This window comes from Deinococcus arboris (assembly GCF_009755355.1).
GTDB classification, from domain to species: Bacteria; Deinococcota; Deinococci; order Deinococcales; family Deinococcaceae; genus Deinococcus; species Deinococcus betulae.
Genome location: NZ_WQLB01000017.1, coordinates 65,287 through 90,606, shown reverse-complemented (window position 1 = coordinate 90,606; position 25,320 = coordinate 65,287). Strand labels below are relative to the sequence as shown.

Sequence of the window (25,320 nt, the reverse complement as noted above, 5' to 3'; positions counted from 1 at the left end):
TTCACTGGCTGAGCTTGACGCCCTCTGCATACCGCGCTATACTTTTTCTATCACCGCCGAAGAAGGCGGCTTTTTTATTTTGTCTTCTTGAGTGGCGCGTATTGCGCTGCGCCGCCCGCTTTCTCAAAGGCCGCCGTCAGGTCCTCCAGTGGCGTGTCGGGCTTGTTCTCGGGGTCGCCGGGCAAAGTCTTGGCGAAGACTTCCAGGGCGTCCGGGTAGCCGTCTCCGTCGGCGTCGGTGCCGGCCGTCAATAAGGTATGAAGCGCCTGGGGAAAGGTCAGGTGGCGCCCGGCCTCGGCTTCCTGGGCAAAAGTGCGCTGCACAGCCTGTCCAAAAGGATTCCAGGGCGCGCCGCCCGTGTCCTTGACGTGGCAGTAGGTGCAGGGCATGACCCGCCGGTCCAGCTGCCACAGGTCGTTGCCTTCAGTCAGGTGCAGCTGCGGCGCGGCCTGCACGCGGTACTTGGGCAGGGCCAGAGCCGGACTGACCAGAGCGGAAGCGGCCAGGACCAGCGCGCCCAGCACCCCCGCCGCGACGCGCAAACGGAGGGTCATGCCAGCCAGCTCGGGCCCGAAAAGGTGCCGCCCAGAATCTCGCGGGCATTCAGGCCCAGCCACTTGGTCAGCGCCTCGGCGTATACGCCCCGGAAATCCTGCTTGTAGATGATGTCGCCCTCCGAGAGCTTTTCCAGGTCGGGGCTGCTGCCGTGAATGCCGCCCTTGACGCCCTGGCCCAGCGCGAACATTACGCTGCCCTTGCCGTGGTCTGTGCCGGCGCTGCCGTTTTCGGCCACCCGGCGCCCGAACTCGGAAAAGCCCATCACCACCACGTCCCCCGCCACGCCCTGTTTTTCCAGGTCGGCGTAGAAGGCGGCCAGGCCCTCTGCCAGGGTGCTCAGGAGTTCATCCTGCTCGGCGCGCTGCCCGGCGTGGGTGTCAAAGCCGCCCAGCGAGACGTATAGCACCCGCTGGCCCACCCCGGCGGCAATCAGGCGCGCCGTTTCTTTCAGTTGCCCGGCAAAGCGGGTCTGGGGATAGGTGGCCCCGGCCTTGTACTTCTTGGCGTTTTCCTGCACGCGCGCGGTATTTTTCAGCATCTGGCGGGTGGCGCGGGTCAGGTAGGCGGCTTCGCCTGTGCGCGGAGAATTGAGCAGCGACTGAAAGGGCGTGTCCATGCCCGAGGGCAACTTGAGCTGAAAGTTGTCCACCGACTCGATGCTGGGGAGGCTGAAATCCCCGGCCCGCAGCGCCTGGGGCGTGGATCCGCCCACGTTGCTGGCGCAAAAGGGATCGCCGATCTGCTCGGCCAGGCGGCCAATCCAGCCTTCCGCCTGCGCCTGGGTGGGGTCTGCGGTGTGCCAGATGGCCATAGAGGCAAAGTGGCTGCGGTTGGGGTTGGGGTAGCCCACGTTTTCCATCCAGGCCAGGTCGCCGCTGTCCCACAGGCCCATCAGGGGCTTCAGGGCCGGGTGCATGCCCAGGTCGCCGGTGAGGGTCAGCACGTCTTTTTTGGGAATGGCGATATTGGGCCGCGCGGCGTAGTACGCGCCGTTGCTGTACGGAATCAGGGTATTCAGGCCGTCGTTGCCGCCTGTTAGCTGAATAACCACCAGGGTTTTTTTGCCGCCTGCCTGGGTCGCCGCCCGAGCCAGAAAGCCGGGCATACCGCTGGTGGCGGCCACCGCCAGCGCCGAAAGTTTCAGAAAATCACGTCGGTTGGTCATGAGGGGAACCTCGGGGAGTAGGGAGTGGGTGGTGGGCAGTGGGAAAAGCTGTGGGGGCAGGGGGCTCGGACGGGTCGGAGCCCAGATTTCATGGCCTGCGGCCCCTCTAGGCCAGCTGGAATTCGGGGCTGATCATGCTCAGGTAGGTGCGCTGGCGGCCCTTCAGACTGGAGAGCAGCACCGCCGCCGCCGGGCGTTCCTGGCCGGTCAGGGCCAGCAGACTGGGCGGCTCGGTGAGGTTGGGCGCCTTGGACGTCAGCGTCAGGCCCGCCGCCACCTGAAGGCGCAGCAGCAGCGTGGAGTCGTTGATCCACTCGCGGCCCCCGTCCCAGCCCTTGACGGTGTCGGGTTCCAGCAGCAGCTGGCCCATGCGCCCGGCGGTCTGGGTGAGATTGAGGAGGGTCTTGGCGTCGAAAGTCGGCTGGCCCAGGGTGCGCAGGGCGCCCACGATGTACTCTACGGGCGAGCGGATGATCCGGGCGCGGCTGGCGTAAAAGGCCTCGCTGCTCAGGAGTTCTTCCAGCACGGCACCCACGTTGCCGCCGGTGCGCCGCCAGGTCTCGGCGCTGCCCAGCACGGCGGCCTCGTCGGGCGTATCACTCAGAAAGGCGCGGTGCAGTTTGCGGCTGACAAACAGGGCGGTGTTCGGGTGGGCGGTTGCCAGGCGCACGATGTCCTCGCCGGTGAAGGCGCCGCTCTGGCCCAGATAGGTCTTGCGGCCCGCGTCGTGCTGCCCCGTCTGGTTGGCAAATTTGGGCTCGACGAGATACTGCGTGTTGCCGCGTCCGCCGGTGAAGGTCCAGCCGGTCAGGGCACGCGCGCCTTCACGCACGTCGTCTTCGGTGTAGTGACCGATGCCGGTGGTAAACAGCTCCAGCAGTTCGCGGCTGAAGTTCTCGTTGGGCTTGCCCTTGCGGTTCTGGTCGTTGTCCAGGTAACGCAGCATGGCGGGCAGCTGCGCGACCTCCAGCGTGAAGCGCTCGAAGCTCGGGGCAGCGGCGTGGCGGCGCAGCGCCCCCAGGTAGCCGGCCAGCGCCGGGGCGTTGCGCACCTTGTCGGTGCCGATGACGAAATGGTTACTCCACGTCAGGGCCAGTTTCTCGCGCAGCGGCCAGGCGCCGTACACCATCTCGTAAAGCCACGCGCCGCGCGTCAGCTGAATCGAAGCGCCGGGGCCAGCGCCCTGCATGGGGTCAAAGGGATTCTTCGGGGTCAGGCTCTGGTCAAAGGCCAGGGCCGCCCTGGCCACGCTGCGGGCGTCTTTGCCTGCCAGGGCGCGAATCTGGGCGTCGGTGGCGCCGAACGCGGTGCGGCGCAGAAAGTGCGCGGCGTCCTCGGCGGTCAGTTTGCGGGAAAGGGGAGAGAGGGTCATGGGGACTCCTGAAAAGGGGGATTTATGGATGAGAGGACGGAGCAGCCTAAAAAGTTCCCAGCGGGGCCTGGTCGGCGCGGCGGATACCGGCCAGGGCGGCGTTCAGTTCATTGTGCGGGAGGTTGCCCACCAGCCACACGTAGGCGCCGCCCACCCGCCGTGAGGCCACTCCCGGCGCCGCCTTGACGTTCCGGCGCGCCACCACTAGGGTCAGGGTGTTCAGGCCGTCGGTCAGCGTGACCTCGCGCCCAGCGGGACGGGCGCCGATGCCAGACGGCACGAACCCAGGCGGCAGGCGCAGGCCCGGCAGGGCGCGGGCCAGGGCATCGGCCAGACCGCCCGGCAGTGGGGGCTGAGCCAGGGCCTGCCGGGTGAGGGTTGCCCCCACCTTCGTGAACACGGCGCGCCGGGCCAGGTCGCCGCCCGCACTGCGCTCCTCGAAGGCCAGGGGCACCTTCCAGACTTCATCCACCCACAGGCGCCAGCGGGCGGCCTGGCCGACCTTGGGGATCAGCTCGAACAGGACCGCCGGGCGGCCCGCCACCGCTGCGGCGCCCAGGCGCGTGACCGCGAAGTTCTGCTGCACCAGCGCCGGGCGCACGGTCAGGGCAGGCAGGGCGGCGGCGCGGCGGGTCGGCATCTCGCGCGGTGGAAACAGCACCGTGACCTCGGCCTGGCCGCGCGCCGCCAGGGTGCGGGCGCGTTTCAGGGCGTTCAGAACGTCGTCTATGTCGGCCGCCTGGGCGGCGCTCCCCAGCAGGGTCAGCAGGGCCAGGGCGCGCCTCACCAGCCCTCTCCCCAGGCGCTCTGGTAGGCGTCGTAGGCGGCGCTGGCCGGCAGGTCCGGGGCCGGGCGCAGGGTCAGCAGTCCCGCCACCACGGCGGCCGAGGCCAGCAGGGTGGGCCACCAGGCGGCGGGGCGGGGCCGGCGCGGCGCGGCCACCGCCCGGAAACGGGTCAGGAAGCGCTCGGCGGCGCCCTCATCGGCAGGCGAGAGGGTGCGCGCCTGGGCAAAGAGGGTTTCCAGGTCGTCAGGACGGGTCATGGGGTCACTCCGGCGTTGGTCAGCCACGCGCGCAGGGCAGTGCGGGCGCGGGCAATGCGGCTCTTGACGGTGCCCAGCTCGGCGCCGGTCACCTGGGCAATCTCGGCGTAGTCCAGGCCCGAGAGTTCGCGCAGGGCAATCGCTTCGCGCTGATCACGCGGCAGCTGGGCCAGGGCGGCGGCCAGGCGCTCGCGGACCTGAGCCTGCTCGCCGCTGCGGGCGGGGTCGTGCGGGGCGTGTGGCTCGGGCTGGCCTTCGAGCGGCACAGTAGGCCGGGCTTTGAGGGCGCCGTAACAGACGTTCAGGGTCACGCGGTGCAGCCAGGTGCTGAACTGCGCCTCCCCCCGGAAGGTCTTCAGGGACCGGTGCAGGCTGATCAAGACCTCCTGCACCACGTCATCGGCGGCGCCAGGCCCCACCAGGCTGGCCGCCAGGCGGTGAATGCCCGCCGCGTGGCGCTTCACGAGCGCCTCGAACGCGGCCTCGTCGCGCAGGGCGAGGCGGACCAGGTCGCGGTCTGGCAGGGGGGCGTAGGGGTCATTCAAGGGCACCTCAAATGTTAGAGGGAGCAGCGGCCGCAAAAGTTCCCTCTGGCCCGCCCGGTGCCCGGTGCAGGGAAAAAACGGTCTTCCTCTGACCCTACGGCGCCGCCGGTGCAGGGTGGTGGCCTGCAAGCCTCCGTGCCGGCTCGGGGCTGAGCAGGCCGTCGACCGTTCGCAAGGCATACCCCCTGGCCTGCGCGGCCTGAATCATGGCCGGAAGGGCGCCCAGGGTGCTGTCGACTTTGTCGTGCAGCAGCGTGATTTGGCCGGGGTGCAGGTGGTGCGCGAACGCTTTTTGCAGGCTCTGGGCGTCTGCCTTCAGGTAGTCGCCGGCGTCGTGGCTCCACATGACTGTCCTGAGCCCCTGCGCAGCGGCGGCGCCCAGCACAGCGGCATTCAGTCCGCCGCCGGGGGGCCGGAAGGCCGTGATGTCCTGACCGGTCAGGTGCCTGAGCAGCCCGGATGTCCGCGCCAGCTCCGAGCGGACTTCTCCTGCGGTCAGGGTCTTCAGCAGCGCGTGAGAATAGGTGTGGTTGCCTACCTGGTGCCCGGCCTTCACCATGTCGCGCACGAAATATGGGTAGTGCTCTGCATTCTGACCAATGACAAAGAAGGTGGCGGGCACGCCATAGCGGCGCAGCAGGTCCAGCAGCAGGGGGGTGTACAGCGGGTGCGGGGCGTCATCAAAGGTCAGTGCGGCGGCCTGGGTGGTCCCGGCGCCGCGCCAGATTGGCCGCCTGGTTGGGAGCGGCGCAATAGGGGCTGGAGCCATCAGGTCGGGGGCGTGGGCTGGCCACACCCGCGGGTAAGTGCCGCGCCTCAGGGCCCAGGCGAAGATTGGGCGTTGCTGGGCCGGCACCGAGAGGGTAAGGAGGGGAGGTGCCGCGCGGGAGGCAAAGCCCAGGTATTGACCCGCTTCAAAGAGGGCCACGTCGACCTCGGCCAGGTCTGGAAAGACCTGATAGGCGGCGTTCACCGCCTGAACAGCCAGGGCCTCCTCCGCCTCTATAGAGCCAGGTGTGTGCCTGATGGTTAGGGCCACGAACGCCATGCTGACAAAACCGTTGCTGCGAAGGCGCAGGGACGCGGCGGCGGAGAGGTGGAGCCGCTGCTGCGCGGCCGGTCCCACCAGGTCAAGTGTGGCGGGCGTGGGCACCCCGGTTCTGGCCATTGGGGTCAGGCTCAGCAGCAGGACCGCTCCAGTGGCCAGCAACGCGCGCCAGCGCCTCACAACCATAGGTCCACCACGGCCGCCTTTGCTCCGGCGGGCGGCGCTCGGAACTCCAGGCGAAGCTGCCCAGCACTCCAGCTGGCCTTGCTGCCAGGCGCCAGGTCTATCCGGGCCGGCCGCCGGGTCCTGAGGGTCAGTCGGAGGACCTGCCATGCGGCCAGGTGGTGGGCGGCCAGCCGCACATGCCCCGGCCAGGTTGCGGGCGTCAGGGCGTAGGTGTGGTCGGCCCAGAGGTTGGTTTGAAAGGCGCGGTTGGGTCCTTCGCGGGGATTGCCCCGCAGCATCATGTGGGCGCCGTCCTCCCGGCGGAGCTTGACGGGCCCAAAGGCTTGCGGCGCCGCGTCCATGTTGACGACGAACAGACTCACTGGCGAACCGGCGCAGCTCACGGCCCCCCAGGTCGGCCGCGCCTGACAGGCGCTGGTGTTGGTCAGAAACGGCGTGGCGAGAAGCACCGAGGCGCCCGCCTGTCCCGTCACCGAGCCGTCCATATCCAGAAAGGCCGCGCTGCGGTAGCCGTCTGCGCCGGCGTCTTCGGGGGTGGGCAGGGCCCTGGAGGCCAGGTAAACAGGCTGCGCGTTCGAGAACTGCAGCCGCGCGGCCCGGCTGGCTGGATGAAAGAAGAAGGGACTGAATTGCAGTGCCCCCAGCGCCGCTGCAGGCCGCGTGGGTGTCGGAACGAACTGGGTAAAGTGGATGTCCTGAACCGTCACGGGCCCGTCGTAGAACTCGAAGCCCCGCAGAGGAAAGTGAGGTTCCTGCGGTTTGGGAGGGCCGGTAAGGTTCTGGCTTTCTCCGACCACCACGCCGCCCACCAGGTCCGTGTCGGCGGCCGCAAAGGTCACCCCAATCGCGTTGTCCGCCAGCCGGACGCCGCTGAGGCGCAAATTGGTGCCCCTGAGCCAGGCGCCGCGCCGGCGATTTTTGTAGGCGGTCAGCCCCTGAAACTCGGCCCGGCGCGCGGGGCTGTAGTTGGGCGCTTCCAGCACGCCCGGAGGATTGCGCAGGTTGTCCACGAACAGCCCGGTGTGCCCAGTCGAATGGGCCACATTGTCCTGAAAGACCCCCAGATTCGTGCGCCGGGGCCGAATGGTCTGCTGCTCTGCAGCGGTCACGCCGTCGCCCTGAGGTTCGGGAGGCAAGGAGTACCAGAACCCCGAGTGTTCGGCGCCCGCCGCCACATTGCCCCTCAGGACATTGTCAGGGTTGGTGATCCAGTAGGCCGCCGCCACCCTATCTGTCTCCAGAATCGCAGTTTCAGGCGGCGCGCCGCGTGTCTGAACCGCCAGGTTGCCCAGCAGCTGATTGCCGGTCTCGGTGCCGTCTTCTAAAAAGAAGCAGTGGCCAACGGCATCAAAAGTCACGTTGCCCTCAACGCGCGCGTGCTGGGTGCCGTGCAGGGTCAGGCACCGGTTGAAGTTCCCGTGGAAGCTGGAGTCCTCGACAAAAGACTGCCCCTGCTCACCAGCGCGGTGAAAGTGAACGGGATAAAAGCCTTTCTGGCCGGCGCGGCCCAGACCGCTGAACGCCACGCCGCTGGCCCTGAGGGTGCCGCCCGCCAGCACCATCACGCCGCCACCCAGCTGGGCCCGGCGCGCCGCCGCAGCGCTGGTCAGCGAAATGGTGCGGGTCAGGGCCCCCACCTCGGCCCGCTCGTCCACGCCGCGTGTAACCTGGCCAAAATGGGGGAAGCGCAGGGGCGCCTGGAGGGTAAGCTGCCGGCCGTCGGGCGAGCGCGCCGCGACCTGGACCCGTTCGGCTTCCATCAGGTCAAACCCGGTGGGGGCCAGGGTCAGCACCGTGCCCACCGGCCAGTTGACGGGCGTGGCCAGCTGCAGGGTGCGGCTGCCGGCCCGCACCGAGCGCGTCAGATGGGTCCAGCGGCTGGGCCTTAGCCCCCAGAGTTCAAGAGTTCCCCCGGCCGGCACCGTCACCAGGCCGTTGGTCGCGGCAGCAACGCGCCCACCCGAGCCCAGAATGACCGTCAAGCGGCGCCTGAGGGGCCGTGCGGCTTCGCCGGCCTGCCACCGCCCGCCAACCTGAATAGTTGCGGCCCGCAGCGTAAGTGCCCCAGCTCCGTCTTGAACCAGCAGTTCGCCCTGTATGTCCAAGTCGTCCAATGGCGGCGGGCTGATATCTAGCACGACGCGCTGGCCAGGCGGGATGACAACCCGCTGACCAGCGACAGGCAGGTGGCCGCCCCAGGTGTGCGGGTCAGACCACAGGGCCGGGCTGGGTGACCTGGGCCAGGCCAGACTGACCGCCAGCGCGGCCACCAACGTTCCGAGCAGCAGCGGTGGCCCCAGGAGCGTGCGGGCGACTGGGCGCAGGCGGACCATATAGGAGGCACCCTACGGCGGCCCTACAGAGCCGCCATCCCCCTAAAGTGGGACCTGACGGCAGCTAGGCGGTCTGTACCGGTCAGGAGGGCGCGCGGCCCCGAACAGCACCTTCGCCCGGCCAGACTGGCCCCCGCTACACTGACCCTATGACCGGCCGTCCCCTCTCCCGCTCTGCGGAGGATTACCTGAAACATCTGTATGTGCTGGGCCAGGCCGGCAAGGTGAACACGCAGGCGCTGGCCACGGCGCTGGAGGTGGCGCCGGCCAGCGTGACGGGCATGCTGCGCAAGCTGGCCGAGCAGGGCCTGGTCTCGCACGCGCCGTACCAGGGCGCCCAGCTCACGGCCGAGGGCGAGCGGGTCGCGCTGGAGGTGCTGCGCCACCACCGCCTGCTGGAACTGTTTCTGCACCGCGCGCTGGGGGTGCCGCTGGACGAGGTTCACGAGGAAGCCGAGCGGCTGGAACACGCCCTCTCTGAGCGGCTAGAAGCCCGCATCGCGGCCTGGCTGGGCGACCCCACCCACGACCCACACGGCGACCCCATTCCCACCGTGGACGGCGAACTGCCGGCCCAGCCCCAGCGGCGCCTGTCGCAGCTGGCCTCCGGTGACGCCGCCATCGTGGCCCGCATTCCCGACGACGACGCCGCGCAGCTGCGCGCCCTGATGGCCGCCGGTCTGACCCCCGGCGCCCCGCTGCGCGTGGACAGCGTGGACACGGCCCTGGGCACCCTGACGGTGTGGGCCACCGACCACACCCTGACCCTGGCGCTGGGGGTGGCGGCGCAGATTCATGTAGAGCGCTCGGCTTCAGGGTCAGCCCTGGCTCCTGGGCACCCGAACGGCTGATCCCCACCCACCTACACCCGGAGGGTGTACCCCCTTTTTTCTCCGGCCTCAGCAGTCAATCTCCGCCTTTTGTCTACTAGACAGGCTGACTGACCGCGCGCTTAAATAGAGCATGAGAAACATTGGGGTCCTGGCCTGGCTGTGCGGCCTGCTGCTGTGGTGCTGGGGGGGCGCGCAGGCGCTGCCCAAGGATATTCGGGAGCGCATCATCCAGGCCACCGTGATGCTGCTGCCGACCGACCAGAACGGCGATCTAGACGGTTCGCGTGGGTCGGGCTCCATCATCAGCCCTCAGGGGTACATCCTGACCAACTACCACGTGGTCGGGGACCCCGAAACCCGCGTGCTGTCTCCCTGGATTCAGGTGCGGACCATCCGCTTTGTGGACCGCGAACCGGAGTTCACCTACTGGGGGAAAGTCGTGGCCGGTGACCCCAACCTCGACCTGGCCATCGTGCAAATCGTGGAAGACAAGGACGAGAAGCCCGTGGGCCGCCTGAACCTGCCCTCTGTAGAACTGGGTGATTCCAACAGCCTGATCATTGGCGACGACATCTTTGTCTTCGGCTTTCAGGGCACGGGCGGCTACACCATCTCGTTCTCGCGCGGGTCGGTGGGCGGCTTTACGGGGGACGACCTGGAAAGCAGTGGCCGGCAGTGGATCAAGCACGATGCCCAGACCGGGCCCGGCAATTCCGGCGGCGGCGTGTACGACGAGAGCGGCGCCCTGATTGGCGTGCATTCGGCGGGCCTGGCGGGCGGCGGCAACTCGCGTACCGCTTTTATGCGCCCGCTGGCGGTGGCCTGGGGACTGGTTACGCCCAACGTCACCGGTTTCGTGGTCAAAAAGAGTGGCAGCGCGGCCGTGACCGCCACCACGAACGTCAGCTCGGGGGCGGCTGGGCTGTGGCCCCCCACCCTGGCCACGGGGCGCAACAGCGTGGCCGGCACCGTGCGCGTGACGGGCAGCGCGGGCGCCGGCACCTGGACCCTGGACCTGACCGAACTGCTCAAAGACGGCGGCCTGAAGGGCACCGCCCGCAGCGGCTCGCAGAGTCAGACCGCGTTTTTTTACTACGACGAGGACGACAACGAGGTCTGGGTCGAGTGGACGCGCGACGGCAAGGCGTTTACCAGCTGCATCGTGGAGCCGGGCGGGGTGAGCAGCAGCGACTGGAAAGGCGCGGTGTACGCCTTCAAGGACCTGGAATCGGACGGCACCCGCGCCGGCGACTGCGTGGTCAGCCTGAAAGCCAAGACGGCAGGCACCAGCGCCTCGGCCACCACGGGCGCGGCTTCGGCGGGCGGCGCGGCCCTGGCCTGGCCCCCCAGCCTGAAAGCCGGCCAGACCTGGACCGCCACGTTCACCTCGGTAGGCACCTACAACGTGGCGCTGAGCAAAGCCAATTCAGAAGGGGGGTTTGACGGCACCGCCACGCGCGGCAGCGAGTCGAGCAGCGCGATTCTGGACTACGCCGACGGCGAACTCTTCCTGATTGTGCAGCGCAGCGACAAGACCTTTCTGGTCTGCTCCACCGAGCGCGCCGGCCTGAGCGGCGCCACCGTGCGCGGCTCGGCCACCACCCACAAGAACGCCGACGACAAGGGCACGGGCGCCGGCACCTGCACCCTGGGCCTGAAGTAACGCCGATCTGTCATTTCCTCCGCCCCCGGCTAGCTGCTGGGGGCGGTTGCTTGTGCCGGCAGCAGGCGGCGCAGATGATGAAGGTGGGCGCCTGCCCACTCGGACTTGTCCTCCACGGCCTCTTGAATGCCGTCCACGTAGCCCAGCGCCCGCAGCAATTCGCCGGCCAGCAGGGCGTCGGCGTGCAAGGCGCGCAGCTCTGGCAAGGGCAGGTGGTCAGTCCAGGCGCTCAGGTAGGCATCGCGCGCCGCGTCCAGCACCTCGGACGGTGTGCCCGGCGGGGCCAGATAGGCCGGGTTAGCGTCCAGGAAGGGGTGTGTCCGGCAGATGTCTGACCAGTCCAGCAGGGTCACCTGAGCGTCCTGGGCCGTCACGTTGCCGCTGTGCAGGTCACCGTGGCCCAGGGTCAGCGGCAGCGGGCTGGCGGCCAGATGAACCAGCGCCGCGTCCAGTTCGGCCTGGCGCGTGCGCAGCAGGGCGGCCTCCTGCGGCGTGAACCCGCCGTCCTGACCAGTCAGCAACGTTTCATCGCTCAGCAGGCGCGGCAGCCAGGCCCGCAGGTACGCCGGCCCCCGGTCTCGCAGTTCCAGCGCGGGCAGCAGCGGCAGACTGGCCCGCTGCACCGCAGCCAGATGCTGCATCACGCCCGTCAGGTCACCCGGTTCTGCCTCGCCACTGTCGGCCAGCAGTAAAAACCCACGTTCCTGGTCGGCGGCCAGTACCGCGGGCGCTGCGCCGGGTATCTCGCGCGCCAGGACCGGGGTGGCGCTGACTTCGCGGGCAAAGAAGGAGGGTACGGCCTTGAAATACACCTTCCCCCTGTCTGTAGGCACCCGCCACAGCAGGCTGATTTGCCAGTGCTTCAGCACCTGCGGCGCGGCGGTGCGGGTGAGTCCCTGGGCGGCCAGTTCCTCATCCAGCCACGCCAGGGCGCCCTCCTGCCAGCCGGCCTGAAACCAGGGCGCGCGGGCCGGGGTGTGGGCACTGAGGGCGGCTTCAGCCCAGGGCCGCAGGGCGTCAGGTTGGTCGGCGGGCCGCTTCGCTTCTGTCCCCAGCGGCGCGGCGCTGTGCAGGTGCCACACGCACTCGCTGCGCCGCACTCCCTCCACCTCGCTCTGAGCTGTAAAGGCCAGGCGGCGGCCCAGCGTGCCCTGCACCCCGGCCGCCCGCGCCGCGTCAGGGACATGTTCGCCGTAATAGGTCATCATGTTCACGCTGAGCGTATGGTGGGCCACCCGGTCGTCGCCGGGCGCGGTCAGCAGCAGGTGCAGCGTGGTCAGGCGGCGCGGCGGAGAAGAGGACATGCCTCAGGCTGGCATGCGGCCGAGCCCTCCGGCGTCTGCCAGGTGGCGGAGTCAGCCCTGGCGGCTGTTCAGGGCCTGAAACACCGCGTCGTAGGTGCCGCTGGCCCCGGCGCGGCGCAGTGGCAAGACGCGCTCCACCAGCAGTTCGGTGGCGCCCGGCTGGGCGTCCAGCAGCGCCAGCGTCTCGTGGATGAACTCGTCCAGCGGCATGGCGGTGGGGCGGGTGCTGCCGCCGGGCATCAGTTCGGTGGCGACCTGGGGCGGCGCCAGTTCAATCACCTGGGCGGCGGTGTGCCGCAGCTGCCAGCGCAGCGACTGGGTATAGGAGTGCATCGCGGCCTTGGTGGCGCTGTAGGTGGGTGTAGCCGCCAGCGGCACCGAGGCCAGGCCGGAAGTCACGTTGACCACCACAGGACGGGCCTGCCGTAGCAGGTGAGGCAGCAGGGCGTGGGTCAGCCGGATGGGGCCCAGCAGGTTGGTCTCGACCGTCGCCTCGGCGGTGGCGGTGTCTGGCATGGTGAGGAGGTCCTCCGCCACCATGATCCCGGCGTTGTTGATCAGCACGTTCAGCGCTGGGTGGTCAGCGGTGACCTGCCGGGCCAGTGCCGTAATGGCCGCCGGATCGGTGATGTCCAGCGGATAGGCGTGCAGGCCAGGATGGGCGGCGGTCAGGGCGTTCAGCTGCGCCTGACGGCGCCCGGTCACGAGCACCGTGTTACCGCGCGCCTGAAGGGCCAGCGCCAGGGCCAGTCCAATGCCGCTGCTGCCGCCTGTGACGAGGATGGTATTTCCGTTGCTCTGCATGGTTGAAACCTCCTGCCGTACCCTAGTCCTCTTACTCTCTTTTGGAAAGTAGGCACCCGAAAGTTCTATAGTCTCCCTATGGAAAGTCATGAAGCTGTGCGGGGCGAAGCCTGGCCCCAGACCTCGCCGGGGGTAGAGGCCCTGGTGCGCGAGATGATGGGCCGGGTGGCCGACAAGTGGACGCTGCTCATTCTGGAAGTGCTTGAGGAACACGGCACCCTGCGCTTTAGCCAGGTGGGCGAGCGTGTGGGCGACATCAGCCAGAAGATGCTGACCAAGACGCTGCGCCAGATGGAATACGACGGGCTGCTAAGCCGCACGGTTCATCCGGTGATTCCGCCCAGGGTGGATTACACCCTGACCCCGCTGGGCCTGAGCCTCAGTGAAGCCTTCTGCCCGGTGTGGCTCTGGGCCGAGGCCCACTACGCCGCCGTGATGGCCGCCCGCGCCGCGTTCACGGCCGGGAAAGCAGACGCGCAAGAATAGGGCCATGAGTGACCGTGAACTGAATTTCGCCCGCGAGATTCTGGGCAGCCGCAGCTACCGTGACGTGCCCGACGCCGAGGTCTTGCAGGAGGCCGAGGGGCTGCTCTCGGCCTGGCTGTCCGGCGAGACCCGCATGGAGCGCCCCAAGCTGTACGACCACTACGCCCTGCTGCTGCTGGCGTTGACCCGCCAGGTGCGCGCGCTGGAGGCGCGGGTGGCCCAACTGGAGGCCAGGGACGAATGAAGGTCAAGGTCTGCGGCACCACCAGCGTGCGTGACGCTGTGCTGGCCGCCGATGCCGGTGCCGACGCCCTGGGCTTTATCTTCGCGCCGGTCAGCAGGCGGCTGGTCACGCCCCAGGCCGCGCGCGAGGCGGGCCTGAGCGTCGGCGCAACCGTGGCCCGCGTGGGGGTGTTTTTGGGGCAGGGGCTGGACGAGGTGCTGCGTGTGGCCGACGCCGCGCGCCTGAGTGCCGTGCAACTGCACGGTCCTTTGTCAAGTCTTTACGTGGAAGGGGTCGCCGCGTATTATCCCGTTCTGCGTGTGGTGCGCCCCGCCGAATTGGCCCAGGCTGCCCACATGTGGAGGACCGACCCCCGCGTCACCCTGATGCTGGACGCTCCCGAGCCGGGCGGCGGCGTGCCCCTGGACTGGGCCGCGCTGAAGGCCGATTTTCCGGCCGGGGCCTGGCTGGCGGGGGGACTGGGGCCGGAGAACGTGGCGCAGGCCATCGGGGTGCTGGGGCCGGCCGGGGTGGACGCCGTAAGCCGTCTGGAAGCCCGACCTGGTCTGAAAGATGCCGCCGCCGTGCGGGCTTTTGTGCAAGCGGCCCGGTCCACCCAGGCCAGTTATCCACAGTGAAACGTGGGGCTGTGGATAACTTTGGAAGCCGTGGAACACAGGGCTTTTTGCCTTGAAAAACCTGTCTGTGACAGGGTCTAGAGTATCGCTCTCGGCAGAAGGGACAGCCCTTCGCCGCAGCTTGTCCACAGTGCTTGTGGATAAACCTGTGGATAACTTTGGACCGAAAAGGCCCTGACTCAAAGAGGGCTGGGCGACAGGCCCACGCACTGGGCCAGGCGCCGTCCGCCGTCAACGATGGTCTCGGCGCTGCCCGCCGCTACCCCGACTCCAGCAAACGGCACGCGCGCGGTGGTGTGGGCCTTAACGCGCAGGTCTTCCAGGTTGCCGTGATCGCTGCTCAGCACCACCCGCGCGCTGGTCTCCAGGAGGCCCCGCAGCAGGGCGTCCACCCGGCGCAGGTAGGCCCGGCCTGCCTGGGTCACCTCGGGCGGGGTGGCCGGGCGGCCTTCGTGCCCCAGCAGGTCACCGAACCATAGGTCCACGGCCAGCAGGTCAAAGTGGGCGGCGGCCTGGCCCAGCGCCTCGCCCAGGTGTGCGGTGGCGTGAAGCGGGGTCACCTCGCCCCAGGGCGCAGCGAAGTTCAGGCCCAGGGTCGGCCCCACCAGGGGCACGCCGGGCGGATTCAGGGGCAGGCCTGCGGCGCGGAAGGCGAAAGGAAAACAGCCCAGGCGGTTGCGCCGGCCCCCGGCTTCGGCGGCCTCCAGGTAGGCGGGGACGTAGTGATTGGCCAGGGCGGCCCGGCCCCCAGCGCGCACCAGCCGCACGGGCAGGGAGGCTTCACGCAGCCGCGCTTGCAGAGTGGGGCCGGGGTGCGGCCCGAAATGCTCGCCCATCAGGGCCACAGCGTTTTCTCCGGTCAGCCAGCAGGTCTGCCCGGTGCCCGACTGCGGCAGGCCGGGTACGCCCAGCGCCGCGTCCACCGCCCGCCCCGCATCCACCAGGGGGCGCAGGGTGGGCAGCTCCTGGTCCCACACCGACCCTGGCGGCGCGTCTTGCGGGTGGCCCACCCCGTCCAGCGCCAGCCACACGAGTCCGGTCATAGAAGAGAGGATAGGCGGCGGCGCGCGTTACAACCAGGCAAAGACATCCAGTGTGGTGCTGCCAGGGTCGGTGATGGTGACGGAGCGTTGGCCCCAGGGGCGCCAAAGGTGTCGGGGGCGTCTGCAGAAATGGGCAGCCTCAGCATGCGGTACAACGCCAGGGCGCGGGCCAATGGGCCCTACCGAACACCAGAACGCTGAGAGAGGTAGGGCGTAGCAGGCGGTCAGCGTGCCCGGTTACTGGGGCTTTGGCGGATGCTCTGCCCGGCTGCGGAACTCTACTCTGCTCCCATGAGTCGCCCCCTGCCGCCCGGCACCGCCGTTACCCTCCACACGCCGCAGGGCGGCTTTCCAGCAGGGACGGCCGGCACCATTGTCCACTCGCCCCAGGCCGGCAGCGTCTATGGGGTGGAAGTTGACGGGCAGCTCGTCAAGATCAACCGCGTTCACCTGAAAGTCACAGGCACCGACCTTCCCCCAGCCGACCACGAAGCCCTGTGCCCCTTCGTGCAGTACGCCTGCGTGATGGGCAGCCGGGCGTTTGGTCTCTCGACAGACACCTCCGACACCGACCTGCGCGGCTTTTACCTGCCGCCCGCCCGGCTGCACTGGGGCTTGAGTGACCCGCCGCCCCAGCTGGAATATGCCCGCACAGGTGTAGAAGAGGTGTACTGGGAGGCGCGTAAATTCGTGCTGCTGGCGCTGAAGGCCAACCCCAACGTGCTGGAGGTCCTGACGTCGCCCCTGCCGGTGACGGTTACGCCAGTGGCCCAGGCTCTGCTGGAGATCAGAGGGGCCTTCCTGAGCCGCCGCATCGCGCAGACCTACGGCGAGTACGTGAAGGCCCAGTTTCGCCGCCTCGACAATGAGCAGCGCACGCACGGTGAGGTAAGGCTGAAACACGCGGTTCATCTGCTGCGTCTGCTGCTCAGCGGGACCCACGCCCTGCGAACCGGCGAGGTGCTGGTGGACGTGACCGAACACCGGGACACCCTGCTGGCAGTCAAAACCGGGCAAATGGGCTGGCCCGAGGCTGACCGCTGGCGGGCCGCCCTTCAGCGCGACTTTGATCAGGCCGCCGCACAGACCCGCCTGCCAGAGGGACCGGACGTGGCTGCGGTAGAGGCGTGGCTGCTGATGGCGCGGCGCGCGGCACTGGACTGGTAGGCCAGAACACCTGGCCCCAGGTTCATTTCTGGCCGATGCGTGGGACTTTGCTCCTCCGTTAGCCTTCCCCTCAGTGATCCCCGATGCGAACCAAATACCCCTCTACCCCCCACCTGCCCTGGTCGCCCGGACTGCAAAACGACGACCGCCGCATTCCTGACCTCTCTGGCCTGACTGGGCAGGAGGTCGTGGTGACCGAGAAACTGGACGGCGAAAACACCAGCCTCTACCGGGGCGACCTGCACGCCCGCAGCCTGGACATGCGGCCCCACCCGTCGCGCACCTGGGTCAAGGCCGAGCGGGGCCGCATCGGGCACGAGATTCCGCCCGGCTGGCGGCTGTGCGGCGAGAACGTCTACGCCGTTCACAGCCTGCGCTACGAGGCGCTGGACGGCTACTTCTACCTGTTTTCGGTCTGGGATGACCAGAATGTCTCACGGCCCTGGGACGAGGTGCGGGCCTGGGCCGCGCGCCTGTCGCTGCCCACCCCGCGCGAACTGTACCGGGGCCTGTGGGACGAGGCGGCGCTGCGGGCACTGACCATTGACACGGACCAGATGGAAGGCTACGTGGTGCGCGTGACCAGCGCGGTGCCTTACGCCGAGTTCGGGCGGCGCGTGGCCAAGTGGGTGCGGCGTGGCCATGTCCAGACCGACGCCCACTGGCTGAACAAACCCATGGAGGCCAACGGCTTGAAGGGGGAGGCATGAACAGTGCGGGCCGAGTTCAGATGGCCCAGGACACGCTGCGCCTGCTGGACCAGGGCGAATACCTGGCGGGAGGGAAGCGGGTGAGCCTCCCCGACCTGCGCCCCCTGCTGGAGGGCACCCGCCTGTTCAGTCCGGCCGACGCTCCACTGCTGCGGGCGGCCCTGCACGAGCGGCGCGGTCAGTTTTCTACCCAGACTGAGGTCACGGGCGAGACCACCTTTGCAGCGGCCCGGCGCCTGCGGGCCCAGGGCGCCGAAGTCATGGCTCTCAACTTCGCTTCGGCGCGGAACCCTGGCGGCGGCTTTCTGAAGGGCAGCCTGTCGCAGGAAGAAGACCTCTGCCGGTGCAGCGCCCTGCACTTGTCGCTGACCCAGCCGCAGGTGGCGGGCTACTACGCCGCCAACCGCCACGAGCCGTCCACGCTGTACACCGACCACCTGATCTATAGCCCCCAGGTGCCGGTGTTCCGGGACGATGAAGGGGCGCTGCTGCCCCAGCCCGTGCTGGTGAACGTCGTGACGGCCCCCGCCCCCAATGCCGGCGCCGTGGCCCAGAACGAACCGGGGCGCCGGGCGGAGGTTCTCCCAGTGCTGCGCCGCCGCGCCGCGCTGGTGCTGGGGGCGGCGGCCCTGACGGGGCAGACCCGGTTGGTGCTGGGCGCCTGGGGCTGCGGCGTGTTTCAGAACAGCCCGGCGGGGGTGGCGGCCGCCTTTCAGGAGCTGCTGGCGACCGAAGCCCAGGGCGCTTTCGAGCAGGTGACCTTCGCGGTCTATGACCGGCAACCGGGCCAGCCCACCTTGCGGGCTTTTCAGGCGGTGCTGGAGACCTGATGGCCACGGCGACGGAACTGCTGCCTCTGCTGCGCGGCGGTCTGCCACTGCGCTTCGAGACCATCAGCGCGGCCCTGACGCCCGAGGTGCCTCTCCTGGCCCGCCTGCCCACGACGCCCCAGGACCCCCAGTGGCACGCCGAAGGGTCGGTGGCGGCCCACAGCGCCATAGTGGTGGAGCACGCCCACGACTTGGCCGGCGCGGCGGGGTTGCAGGGTGAGGACCGCGCGGCCCTCATCCTGGCCGCGGCCCTGCACGATGTGGGCAAGGCGCTGACCACCCGTGAAGAAGAGGACGAGAGCGGTACCCTTCGCATCCGTTCGCCCCGGCACGCGCGGCGCGGGCGGGACTATCTGTCGTTCCGGCTGCTGGACGCGGGTTTGCCGCCCGACCTGCTGCTAAAAGTCCTGCCGCTGGTCGCCGAACACCACAGCCTGCACCGGGCGCTGGAGGGGGACTGGGCGCGGGGCGTGCCGGCCCTGGCCCGGCGGGTGCCGCTGCCGGCCCTGACCCAGCTGGCCCGCGCCGACGCCCGTGGCCGCGTGGTCCTGAGTGGCGACGCGGCGCGCGGCGAGGACACGGCCGACCTGCTGGACCTGGCCGCGCAGGACCTGGGCGTGTGGGACGGGGCCAACCCCCTGGCGACCTTCCAGGCCGAGGTGGCGGCCCTGCTGCCAGGGGCCTCCCCCAACCTGCTGGCGCTGGCGACCGGACGCGGCTGGGCCGACTGGACGGCGGGCCTCATCCATACCCCCACGAAGCGGCGGCACGGGTACAGGACGCCGCCCGGCGCGGCTTTGCGCAGCTGACTGTGCTGTGCGGCCCCAGTGGCAGCGGCAAAAGCAGTCTGGCCGCCGAGTTTACGGGTGCCGAGGTGGTCAGTCTGGACACCATCCGCGCGCAACTGGGCGGGGGCCGCCACGATGCCAAGGTCAGTGGCCAGGTCATGCAGGCCGCCCGCGAGGCCCTGCGCGCTGGGCTGCGCCGCCAGGCCCACGTGATCTGGGACGCCACCAGCCTGCGCCGCGACGGCCGCGCGGGGGTGCTGGGGCTGGGCCGCGATTACGGTGCCCTAACCCGCATTGTGGTGGCCTGGACGCCGCCCCGAGTGGCGGCCGCCCGCAACGCGGCCCGCGAGCGTCCAGTGCCTGCGGCTGTGCTGGCCGACCAGTTCCGCGCGCTGGACTTTCCCGACGTCACCGAGGCCCATGAGGTCATCCTGCGGGGCCCGGAAGGAGAATCATGGACACTGTGACCTTTCCCTCCCAATTGACGGCGGCCGCCGCCGACCACCCCTGGCCGCTGGTCTTTGCCACGGTCAGTGGCGCGCACCTGTACGGCTTTCCCAGCGCCGACAGCGACTGGGACCTGCGCGGTGTGCATGTGCTGGGCGTGCGCGAGGTGCTGGGGCTAGAGGCCCAGGCCGAAACCCACGCGCTGGACCAGGACGACGGCACGGTTGAACTGGACCTCGTGACCCACGACGCCCACAAATTTGCGGGCTTGTTGCTGAAGCGCAACGGGTACGTGCTGGAGCAGTTGCTCTCGCCGCTGATCGTTCACACCTCGCCTGCCCACGCAGCGCTGCGGACGCTGGCACCGGGGGTGCTGACCCGCCACCATGCCCACCACTACCTGGGCTTTACAGCCAATCAGTGGCGCCTGCTGGAAAAAGAGGCTGTGCCGCGCGTCAAGCCGCTGCTGTACGCCTTCCGCACGGTGCTGACGGGCCTCCATCTGCTGAAAACCGGCGAAGTAGAAGCCAATCTAGAGCGGCTGAATGAGGACGCCCGCCTGCCATTCCTGACCGACCTGCTGGCCCTGAAGCGGAGTGGGCACGAAGCCGAGGCTTTGCCTGCTCCGCTGGAGATCTACCACGCCGAACACCAGCGGCTGGTTGCCCTGCTGGAAGACGCGCAGACCACGACCCAGCTGCCTGGGACCGTGCCCGAAGAGGTGCGCCGCGCCGTCAGCGACTGGGTGGTCGCGGTTCGGTTAGGCGAACTGTCATGTTCCTGAACGTCATTGATGTGGAGGCGACCTGCTGGGTTGGCCCACCGCCGCCCGGCCAGGTGAACGAGATCATTGAAGTGGGCCTGTGCGTGCTGGACCTGACCACCCTGGAACGTGTGGAGCGCCGCGCCTTGCTGGTGCGGCCGGAGCGCTCGGCCGTAGGCGCCTTCTGCACCGAGCTGACGGGCCTGACGCCGGAGATGGTGGCGGAAGGCCTAAGCTTCCGAGAGGCCTGCGAGACCCTGCGCCGCGAGTTCCATGCCGATTCCAGGCACTGGGCCAGCTGGGGTGACTACGACCGCAAGCAATTTCAGGGGCAGTGCACCGCGTCCAGGGTGCCGTACCCCTTTAGCCCCCGCCATACGAACGCCAAGAGGGTCTACACCGAGGCGCACGGCCTGAAAAAACGGCCCGGCATGGCGCAGGCACTGGCCCACGCGGGCCTGCCGCTGGACGGCCGTCACCACCGGGGCGTGGACGACGCCTGGAACATCGCGGCCCTGGTAGCGGGGCTGGTGCGCGGGGGTCACTGGCCAGGTTAAGTCCGCCTCTGCGGAGGCCCCGTGACCCCGCCGTCAAGGGCCCGGCTTACCGCCGCTGCGGCGGCTTCACGCTAGCCTAATCTGTGTGACCCCGGCCGCCGCTCCCTCTTCCGGTTCGTGGCTGGTGGCCGTGAATCTGCCGGTCGTGGCGTGCGATTTTGCGCCGCTGCACGGCTGGACAGGGCCGGCGCCGCTGGGCTGCCGGGTGCTGGTGCCGTGGCGCGGCGACCTGATGGTGGGGCTGGTGGTGGGCGCCGGGGACGGGCGCGGCGCCCACCGCCTGCGCGAGGCCGTGCATGTGCTGGATGACCCTGCCGGCCCCTGGGTGCCGCCCGCCACCGTGACTGGCCTGAGTGACTGGGCGCGCGACGCCCGGCTGCCGGCGGGGCTGGTCTGGGGTGACCTGCTGGGCGTGGGCTGGGAAGCCGCCTTGACCCACCTCGTGCGGGCCGTGGAGGACGCGGACCTCAGCCCCTTCGCCCGCAAAGTCCCCGGCCCCCGCTGGACCGACGCCGCCGCCTTCGCCCCAGTCCTGCTAGACGCCATCCGCGAACAGGGGCTGCTGGACGAGCGCTTCACGCCGCAGCCGCGCCTGAAAACAGTTGTGGAGGCCCGCGCGCTGGACGCGGTGCCGCCCGCCTCGCGGAGCGTGACGGTTCTTCAAGCGGTGGCCGAGGTGCCCCCGCACCTGACCCCCAAACAGGCCCAGGCCTGCGCCTGGCTGCGCGAGCACGGCCCCGCCGAGACCCTGAGCGCCTGGGCCAGAGCGGCTGGCCTGAGCAACAGCGTGGTCACGGCGGCCCTGAACGCCGGTGGGGCCGCGTATGTGCGCATCGAGGCCCCGCCGCCCGAGGCCTGGACCTGGCTGCGGGAGCACGGCCCAGCCGATTCCTACGCCGCCTGGGCCAATGGCGCCAGCGCAGACGGCGTGGTGCTGTCCGGGACCCAGGCCGGCACCCTGGCGCTGCGCGGCTGGGCCGATACGGTGGAGGTCCCGGCGCCGCCGCCCACCCTGCCAGAGGCCGTGCCCCTCACTGTTCCTGCTGACGCCCCTGATCGCCTGCCCCAGACCCTCGTGTGGCGGCTGCATGGAGGCCGGGCCTCCGCCCGGTACGGCGTGCTGGCCCCCCGGGTGCTGGGCGTCTTGGCTCAGGGGCAGGGCGTGTTGGTGCTGGCCCCCGACCACGCCACCCTGCGCCGCGCCTGGGAAGGATTGTCAGGGTTGGCGGCCCACGCGGGCACGCAGGCGGTGCAAGTCAGCGGCAGCCTGAATGACGCCCAGCGCGAGCACACCTGGGGGCTGGTGAGGGCGGGCGAGGCCCGGCTGGTGGTTGGCAGTGGGCACGCGCTGGCGGCCCCTCTACAGCACCTGGGGTTAGTAGTAGTGCTGGAAGAAGCCAGCGACGCCCACAAGCTCCTGAGCGGCAGCCGCGCGTTTCTGCCCGACCTGGCCGCGCGCATGGCGGCAGCGCACCAGGCGCAGCTGGCTTATGTAGGGTCGGCCCCCGCCGCCGAGAGCGTGCCGCATCCCGGCGCGGTGCTGCCGCCGCCCCGCGCCCGCGTGCATGTGGTGGACTACGCCAATCCCCCCGAGCAGCCCGAGTTGGGCCCGCTGTCGGGCGTGCACCTGAAGGCCACCAGCGGCATGGGCTATCCCCTCAGTCACGACCTGGCGCGGCTGCTGCGGCAGGTGCAGGAGCGGGGCCGGCAGGCCGCGCTGCTGGCTCCCCGGCGCGGCTACAGCGCCCTGCTGCGCTGCCCTACCTGTGACCACACGCCGCAGTGCCGCCACTGCGACGTGCCGCTGCGCTTTCACCAGCAGACCCGGCAGCTCACCTGCCACCAGTGCGGCTACCACGAGGCCATCCCCGACCGCTGCGACCGCTGCGGCGACCGCCTGTGGCAGGCGCGCGGCCCCGGCACCGAATGGATCGCCCAGGAAGCCAGTAAGCTGCTGCCCGGCTTTCCGGTCTACCGACTGGACAAAGACCGCCAGGACGACCTGACCCCGCTGCAGAGCGGCGAACCCGGCCTGGTGGTGGGCACCCAGCTGCTGCTGTCCCAGGAGGCGCCCCCCAACCTGGCCCTGATCGGCGTGACCCTGGCCGACACCTGGCTGAATGTCAGCGATTTCCGGGCGTCCGAGCGCTACCACCGCCTGCTGCGCCAGCTCACGGAGTGGCATCCCACCCGCGCGCCCATGCTGGTGGTGCAGACCTTTCAGGCCGAGCACCCGGCCCTTAAGGTCGTGGTCGAGGGTCAGGGGGTCCTGGCTTACCCCGCCGCCGAGGAGCGGGCCCGCGCCGCCCTGGGCTACCCGCCCCACGCCCGCCTGGCCCAGATTGAGGTCAGCGCCCGTGAGGCCGCGCGCGCCCAGGCCGCCGCCCAGGACCTGGCGGCGGCCCTGCACGGCGCCGGCGCCACCGCCCAGGAAGTGCTGGGCCCGGCGCCCAGCCCAGTGGCGCGGCTGCGCGGCGTGTACCCCTATCACCTCTTTCTGCGCGCCCGCAACGAGGCCCGGCTGGGCGAACTGCTGCGCGTACTCGATTCCCGCACCTGGAAAGCGCGGGTACGGGTGGACGTGAATCCCAGAGGCGGGCTGTAGGGGAGGGGAAACGGCGGTCCAGGGACTACCCCGCCCAGTCTTCAGAACAGCTGAACGGGCAGTCAGATTGTGGTCACGGCGGGCCTCCATCCTGCCGAACATGACACTGTTCAAAGTTTCCATTTCGCTGTTGCTGGCCGGGCTGGGGTGGGCCAGCGCCGCCCCGCAGCTCAGCGCCCAGAGCATTATCGTCAATCCGGTGCAGGGCCCACTGAAGGTCAATGTGCGGACCAACCGCGACGCCTCGGGCAACGGCACGCCCAGCTACGGGCCCAGCGATCACTTGGAGTTCTACACCCGCGTCAATCAGGACGCCTACGTGTATCTCTTCAACATTGACCCGCAGGGCCGCGTGAATCTGCTAGCGGGGGGCGGCCTGCAGGCCAAGGGCAACTTCGTCAAGGCCAACACCACCCGCGTCTTTCCCAAAAAGGGCGACGAATCTCCCTTCCTGCTGACGCTGCCTCAGGGGGTCAACCGCGTACTGGCCGTGGCGAGCCCGTCGCCCCTCAACGTGCAGGACTTGGCGCAGGCGGGGGCCAGCCAGAGCGGTGCGGTGCCGCTGAAGGTCACAGGCCAGCAGGGGCTGGCCCAGGCCCTGAGTATCGTGGTCAAGCCGGTGCAGGGCTGGGTCACGGACACGGCGCAGTATGCCGTGACGCGGCGCAACCTGGGCACCCTGCCCACGCTGGACCCCGCCGCCCGCCAGACCCAGGTGCGTTTTGATAAGGACGCCCGCCTGAGCGAGGTGTACGCGGCCTACGCGGACCGCCTGCGCGCGGCGGGGTATCAGCCTGTCAAGGCGCAGTATGGAGACGAGCGCGCCACTGGGGTCTTTGCGGCCGGCAGCCGGCAAGTTGCGCTGGATGTGCGCAAGTCGGGGCGCCGCTTTGACGTGAAGCTAGAACGCCGCTCGTAAAGCGGGCCAGCAGAGCCGCCTCTGGTCAGGGGCTAGGGGCAGCCGCCTAGCCGTCCAAACGTACCCGCAAGCGGGCGGGGCCGCGCAGCCCAGGGTTGGGCTTAAACGGCGGCTCGGGCTCAACCTGCATCTGCGGAAACTGCCCGGCCAGCGCTGCAAACACCTCGGTAATTTCCAGGCGCGCCAGGCTGGCCCCCAGGCAGTAATGCGGGCCAGCCGCAAAGGCCAGGTGACGGGCGCTGTTGGGCCGGGTCCAGTCGATGCGCCCCGGCTCGGGAAAGACTTCGGGGTCGCGGTTGGCGGCGGCCAGCAGTAAGTAGGCGTAGGTGCCGCCCGGCAGGGTCTGGCCGGCAACCGTCAGCGGCGCGGTCAGCAGGCGGCCGTCAAACTGTACCGGCGAGACCACCCGCAACAGTTCGTCGGCCACATTGGGGTGACGGGGCTGCTCGGTCAGTGCAGCCCAGGCGTCTGGCTGGCGCGCGAGTTCCAGCAGGCCGCCGGGAATCAGGTTGCTGGTGGTTTCGTGTCCGGCGGTCAGCAGCAGCACGGCGTTGGACAGCAGCTCGTCGCCGCTCAGGCGCTCGCCGCCGCCTTCCACCGCTGCCAGGGCCGACAGCAGCCCCGGCTGTGGGCGGGCGCGCAGGTCGTCGGCCAGATCGCGGAAGTACGCACGCATCTCGCGGGCGTCGGCGTCAATGCGGGCCATCAGGTCAGGAGACTGGCCCGCACTGCCCAGCAGGTCAGCCACGCTTTGCGACCAGCGCACAAAGCGGGTCTCGTCCTCGCCCGACAGGCCCAGCATGCCCATAATCACGCGCGCAGGCAGCGGATTAGCCAGGCCTTCTACTAGGTCGGCTTCCGGCCCCTGAGCGCGCAGTCCGGTCAGCAGTTCCCCAATCAGGGCGCGCACGAGGTCGCGCTGTTCCTCCACCACGCGCGGGGTAAAGGCGGCCGAGACCAGCCCCCGCAGCCGGGCGTGCGACGCGCCGTTGTGAAACAGCATCATGTGCTGGAGCAGGTGCAGGCCGTCCGAGAGCCCGACGGCCCCCTCAAACCCGGCGCCCGTCACCGCCGCCGGAGAACGCAGCACCGCGCTGGCCACGGCGTGACTGGTGATGAACACCCCCTGGCCGCCCGTCAGCGCCGAGGTCAGCACGCCGCCTTCGCTGAGCGCCCGCACCCGTTCGTAGGCGGGGTAGGGGTTGGGCACCGTCTGCGGATGCCACAGGTCAGCGACAGCTTGCTGGGCAGCGGCGGGCAGAGAAGCAGTCATGGGTTTAGCCTGCGCC

26 protein-coding genes are annotated in these 25,320 nt (G+C 69.6%); 14 read left to right on the top strand and 12 right to left on the bottom strand.

Annotated elements, in window-relative coordinates:
* Window positions 1-74: 74 nt before the first annotated feature.
* The 8 genes from GO986_RS13210 to GO986_RS13175 form a co-directional block, all read right to left on the bottom strand.
* Window positions 75-554, bottom strand: a complete 480-nt coding sequence (locus GO986_RS13210) for a hypothetical protein (RefSeq protein WP_157459768.1) — start codon at window positions 552-554, stop codon at window positions 75-77.
* Window positions 551-1,723 (bottom strand): DUF1501 domain-containing protein, encoded by a 1,173-nt coding sequence (locus GO986_RS13205; protein ID WP_157459767.1) that lies wholly within the window; start codon window positions 1,721-1,723, stop codon window positions 551-553. Before GO986_RS13205 ends, GO986_RS13210 begins: the two co-directional genes overlap by 4 nt.
* A gap of 106 nt (window positions 1,724-1,829) precedes the next feature.
* On the bottom strand, window positions 1,830-3,095 hold the full coding sequence (locus GO986_RS13200) for a DUF1800 domain-containing protein (protein WP_157459766.1): 1,266 nt from the start codon (window positions 3,093-3,095) through the stop codon (window positions 1,830-1,832).
* Between the two features lie 46 nt (window positions 3,096-3,141).
* The gene (locus GO986_RS13195) at window positions 3,142-3,882 is read right to left on the bottom strand and encodes a transcriptional regulator (protein ID WP_369409353.1); all 741 of its coding nucleotides are present in this window, start codon (window positions 3,880-3,882) and stop codon (window positions 3,142-3,144) included.
* Window positions 3,879-4,139, bottom strand: a complete 261-nt coding sequence (locus tag GO986_RS13190) for a hypothetical protein (protein WP_157459765.1) — start codon at window positions 4,137-4,139, stop codon at window positions 3,879-3,881. Before GO986_RS13190 ends, GO986_RS13195 begins: the two co-directional genes overlap by 4 nt.
* A complete protein-coding gene (locus GO986_RS13185) occupies window positions 4,136-4,690 on the bottom strand; it encodes an RNA polymerase sigma factor (RefSeq protein ID WP_439648712.1) in 555 nt (184 codons plus the stop codon). Before GO986_RS13185 ends, GO986_RS13190 begins: the two co-directional genes overlap by 4 nt.
* An 88-nt stretch (window positions 4,691-4,778) precedes the next feature.
* On the bottom strand, window positions 4,779-5,918 hold the full coding sequence (locus GO986_RS13180; protein WP_157459763.1) for a polysaccharide deacetylase family protein: 1,140 nt from the start codon (window positions 5,916-5,918) through the stop codon (window positions 4,779-4,781).
* Window positions 5,909-8,251: a G8 domain-containing protein gene (locus GO986_RS13175; protein ID WP_157459762.1), complete on the bottom strand. Its 2,343-nt coding sequence runs from the start codon at window positions 8,249-8,251 to the stop codon at window positions 5,909-5,911. The genes GO986_RS13180 and GO986_RS13175 overlap by 10 nt, the downstream gene beginning before the upstream one ends.
* A gap of 149 nt (window positions 8,252-8,400) precedes the next feature.
* On the opposite strand from GO986_RS13175, the gene GO986_RS13170 reads away from it, so the two are divergent.
* Together GO986_RS13170 and GO986_RS13165 are read left to right on the top strand one after the other, a co-directional pair.
* Window positions 8,401-9,102 (top strand): metal-dependent transcriptional regulator, encoded by a 702-nt coding sequence (locus GO986_RS13170; RefSeq protein WP_157459761.1) that lies wholly within the window; start codon window positions 8,401-8,403, stop codon window positions 9,100-9,102.
* A gap of 112 nt (window positions 9,103-9,214) precedes the next feature.
* Window positions 9,215-10,747, top strand: a complete 1,533-nt coding sequence (locus GO986_RS13165) for a S1 family peptidase (RefSeq protein WP_157459760.1) — start codon at window positions 9,215-9,217, stop codon at window positions 10,745-10,747.
* Window positions 10,748-10,776: 29 nt separating this feature from the next.
* On the opposite strand, the gene GO986_RS13160 is transcribed toward GO986_RS13165, so the two are convergent.
* Together GO986_RS13160 and GO986_RS13155 are read right to left on the bottom strand one after the other, a co-directional pair.
* Window positions 10,777-12,051 carry a phosphotransferase gene (locus tag GO986_RS13160; protein ID WP_157459759.1) on the bottom strand — a complete coding sequence of 425 codons (1,275 nt, stop codon included), beginning with the start codon at window positions 12,049-12,051 and terminating at the stop codon, window positions 10,777-10,779.
* A 51-nt stretch (window positions 12,052-12,102) separates the two neighbouring features.
* Window positions 12,103-12,855 (bottom strand): SDR family oxidoreductase, encoded by a 753-nt coding sequence (locus GO986_RS13155; RefSeq protein WP_157459758.1) that lies wholly within the window; start codon window positions 12,853-12,855, stop codon window positions 12,103-12,105.
* 78 nt (window positions 12,856-12,933) lie between these two features.
* Here GO986_RS13155 and GO986_RS13150 point away from each other — a divergent pair, with 78 nt between their 5' ends.
* Genes GO986_RS13150 through GO986_RS13140 form a run of 3 tightly spaced genes read left to right on the top strand, consistent with a single transcriptional unit; the run spans window position 12,934 to window position 14,202 of the window.
* Window positions 12,934-13,341, top strand: a complete 408-nt coding sequence (locus GO986_RS13150; protein WP_157459757.1) for a winged helix-turn-helix transcriptional regulator — start codon at window positions 12,934-12,936, stop codon at window positions 13,339-13,341.
* Between the two features lie 4 nt (window positions 13,342-13,345).
* Window positions 13,346-13,585 (top strand): hypothetical protein, encoded by a 240-nt coding sequence (locus GO986_RS13145; RefSeq protein ID WP_157459756.1) that lies wholly within the window; start codon window positions 13,346-13,348, stop codon window positions 13,583-13,585.
* Window positions 13,582-14,202, top strand: a complete 621-nt coding sequence (locus GO986_RS13140; RefSeq protein WP_157459755.1) for a phosphoribosylanthranilate isomerase — start codon at window positions 13,582-13,584, stop codon at window positions 14,200-14,202. Before GO986_RS13145 ends, GO986_RS13140 begins: the two co-directional genes overlap by 4 nt.
* A 179-nt stretch (window positions 14,203-14,381) precedes the next feature.
* Here GO986_RS13140 and GO986_RS13135 read toward each other — a convergent pair whose 3' ends face one another.
* Entirely contained in the window at window positions 14,382-15,245 is an 864-nt protein-coding gene (locus GO986_RS13135) for a metalloenzyme domain protein (RefSeq protein WP_157459754.1), read from the bottom strand.
* Between the two features lie 291 nt (window positions 15,246-15,536).
* On the opposite strand from GO986_RS13135, the gene GO986_RS13130 reads away from it, so the two are divergent.
* The 9 genes from GO986_RS13130 to GO986_RS13095 all read left to right on the top strand — a co-directional run bounded on the left by GO986_RS13130 (window position 15,537) and on the right by GO986_RS13095 (window position 24,031).
* Complete coding sequence (locus tag GO986_RS13130; protein ID WP_198170661.1) at window positions 15,537-16,412, top strand: nucleotidyltransferase domain-containing protein; 876 nt, start codon at window positions 15,537-15,539, stop codon at window positions 16,410-16,412.
* An 83-nt stretch (window positions 16,413-16,495) separates the two neighbouring features.
* Window positions 16,496-17,122: an RNA ligase family protein gene (locus tag GO986_RS13125; RefSeq protein ID WP_157459752.1), complete on the top strand. Its 627-nt coding sequence runs from the start codon at window positions 16,496-16,498 to the stop codon at window positions 17,120-17,122.
* Complete coding sequence (locus GO986_RS13120) at window positions 17,119-17,952, top strand: TIGR02452 family protein (RefSeq protein ID WP_157459751.1); 834 nt, start codon at window positions 17,119-17,121, stop codon at window positions 17,950-17,952. Before GO986_RS13125 ends, GO986_RS13120 begins: the two co-directional genes overlap by 4 nt.
* Window positions 17,952-18,761 carry an HD domain-containing protein gene (locus tag GO986_RS22610; RefSeq protein WP_198170659.1) on the top strand — a complete coding sequence of 270 codons (810 nt, stop codon included), beginning with the start codon at window positions 17,952-17,954 and terminating at the stop codon, window positions 18,759-18,761. The genes GO986_RS13120 and GO986_RS22610 overlap by 1 nt, the downstream gene beginning before the upstream one ends.
* A 2-nt stretch (window positions 18,762-18,763) precedes the next feature.
* On the top strand, window positions 18,764-19,207 hold the full coding sequence (locus GO986_RS22605) for an AAA family ATPase (RefSeq protein ID WP_198170657.1): 444 nt from the start codon (window positions 18,764-18,766) through the stop codon (window positions 19,205-19,207).
* Entirely contained in the window at window positions 19,195-19,971 is a 777-nt protein-coding gene (locus tag GO986_RS13110; protein WP_157459750.1) for a nucleotidyltransferase domain-containing protein, read from the top strand. Before GO986_RS22605 ends, GO986_RS13110 begins: the two co-directional genes overlap by 13 nt.
* Window positions 19,962-20,507 (top strand): 3'-5' exonuclease, encoded by a 546-nt coding sequence (locus GO986_RS13105; RefSeq protein ID WP_157459749.1) that lies wholly within the window; start codon window positions 19,962-19,964, stop codon window positions 20,505-20,507. The genes GO986_RS13110 and GO986_RS13105 overlap by 10 nt, the downstream gene beginning before the upstream one ends.
* 85 nt (window positions 20,508-20,592) lie before the next feature.
* Window positions 20,593-23,112, top strand: coding sequence for a replication restart helicase PriA (priA, locus tag GO986_RS13100; RefSeq protein ID WP_369409352.1), 2,520 nt, complete (start codon window positions 20,593-20,595; stop codon window positions 23,110-23,112).
* 100 nt (window positions 23,113-23,212) lie between these two features.
* On the top strand, window positions 23,213-24,031 hold the full coding sequence (locus tag GO986_RS13095; protein ID WP_157459747.1) for a DUF4384 domain-containing protein: 819 nt from the start codon (window positions 23,213-23,215) through the stop codon (window positions 24,029-24,031).
* Window positions 24,032-24,077: 46 nt separating this feature from the next.
* On the opposite strand, the gene GO986_RS13090 is transcribed toward GO986_RS13095, so the two are convergent.
* Window positions 24,078-25,304, bottom strand: a complete 1,227-nt coding sequence (locus GO986_RS13090; protein ID WP_157459746.1) for a cytochrome P450 — start codon at window positions 25,302-25,304, stop codon at window positions 24,078-24,080.
* Window positions 25,305-25,320: the final 16 nt, after the last annotated feature.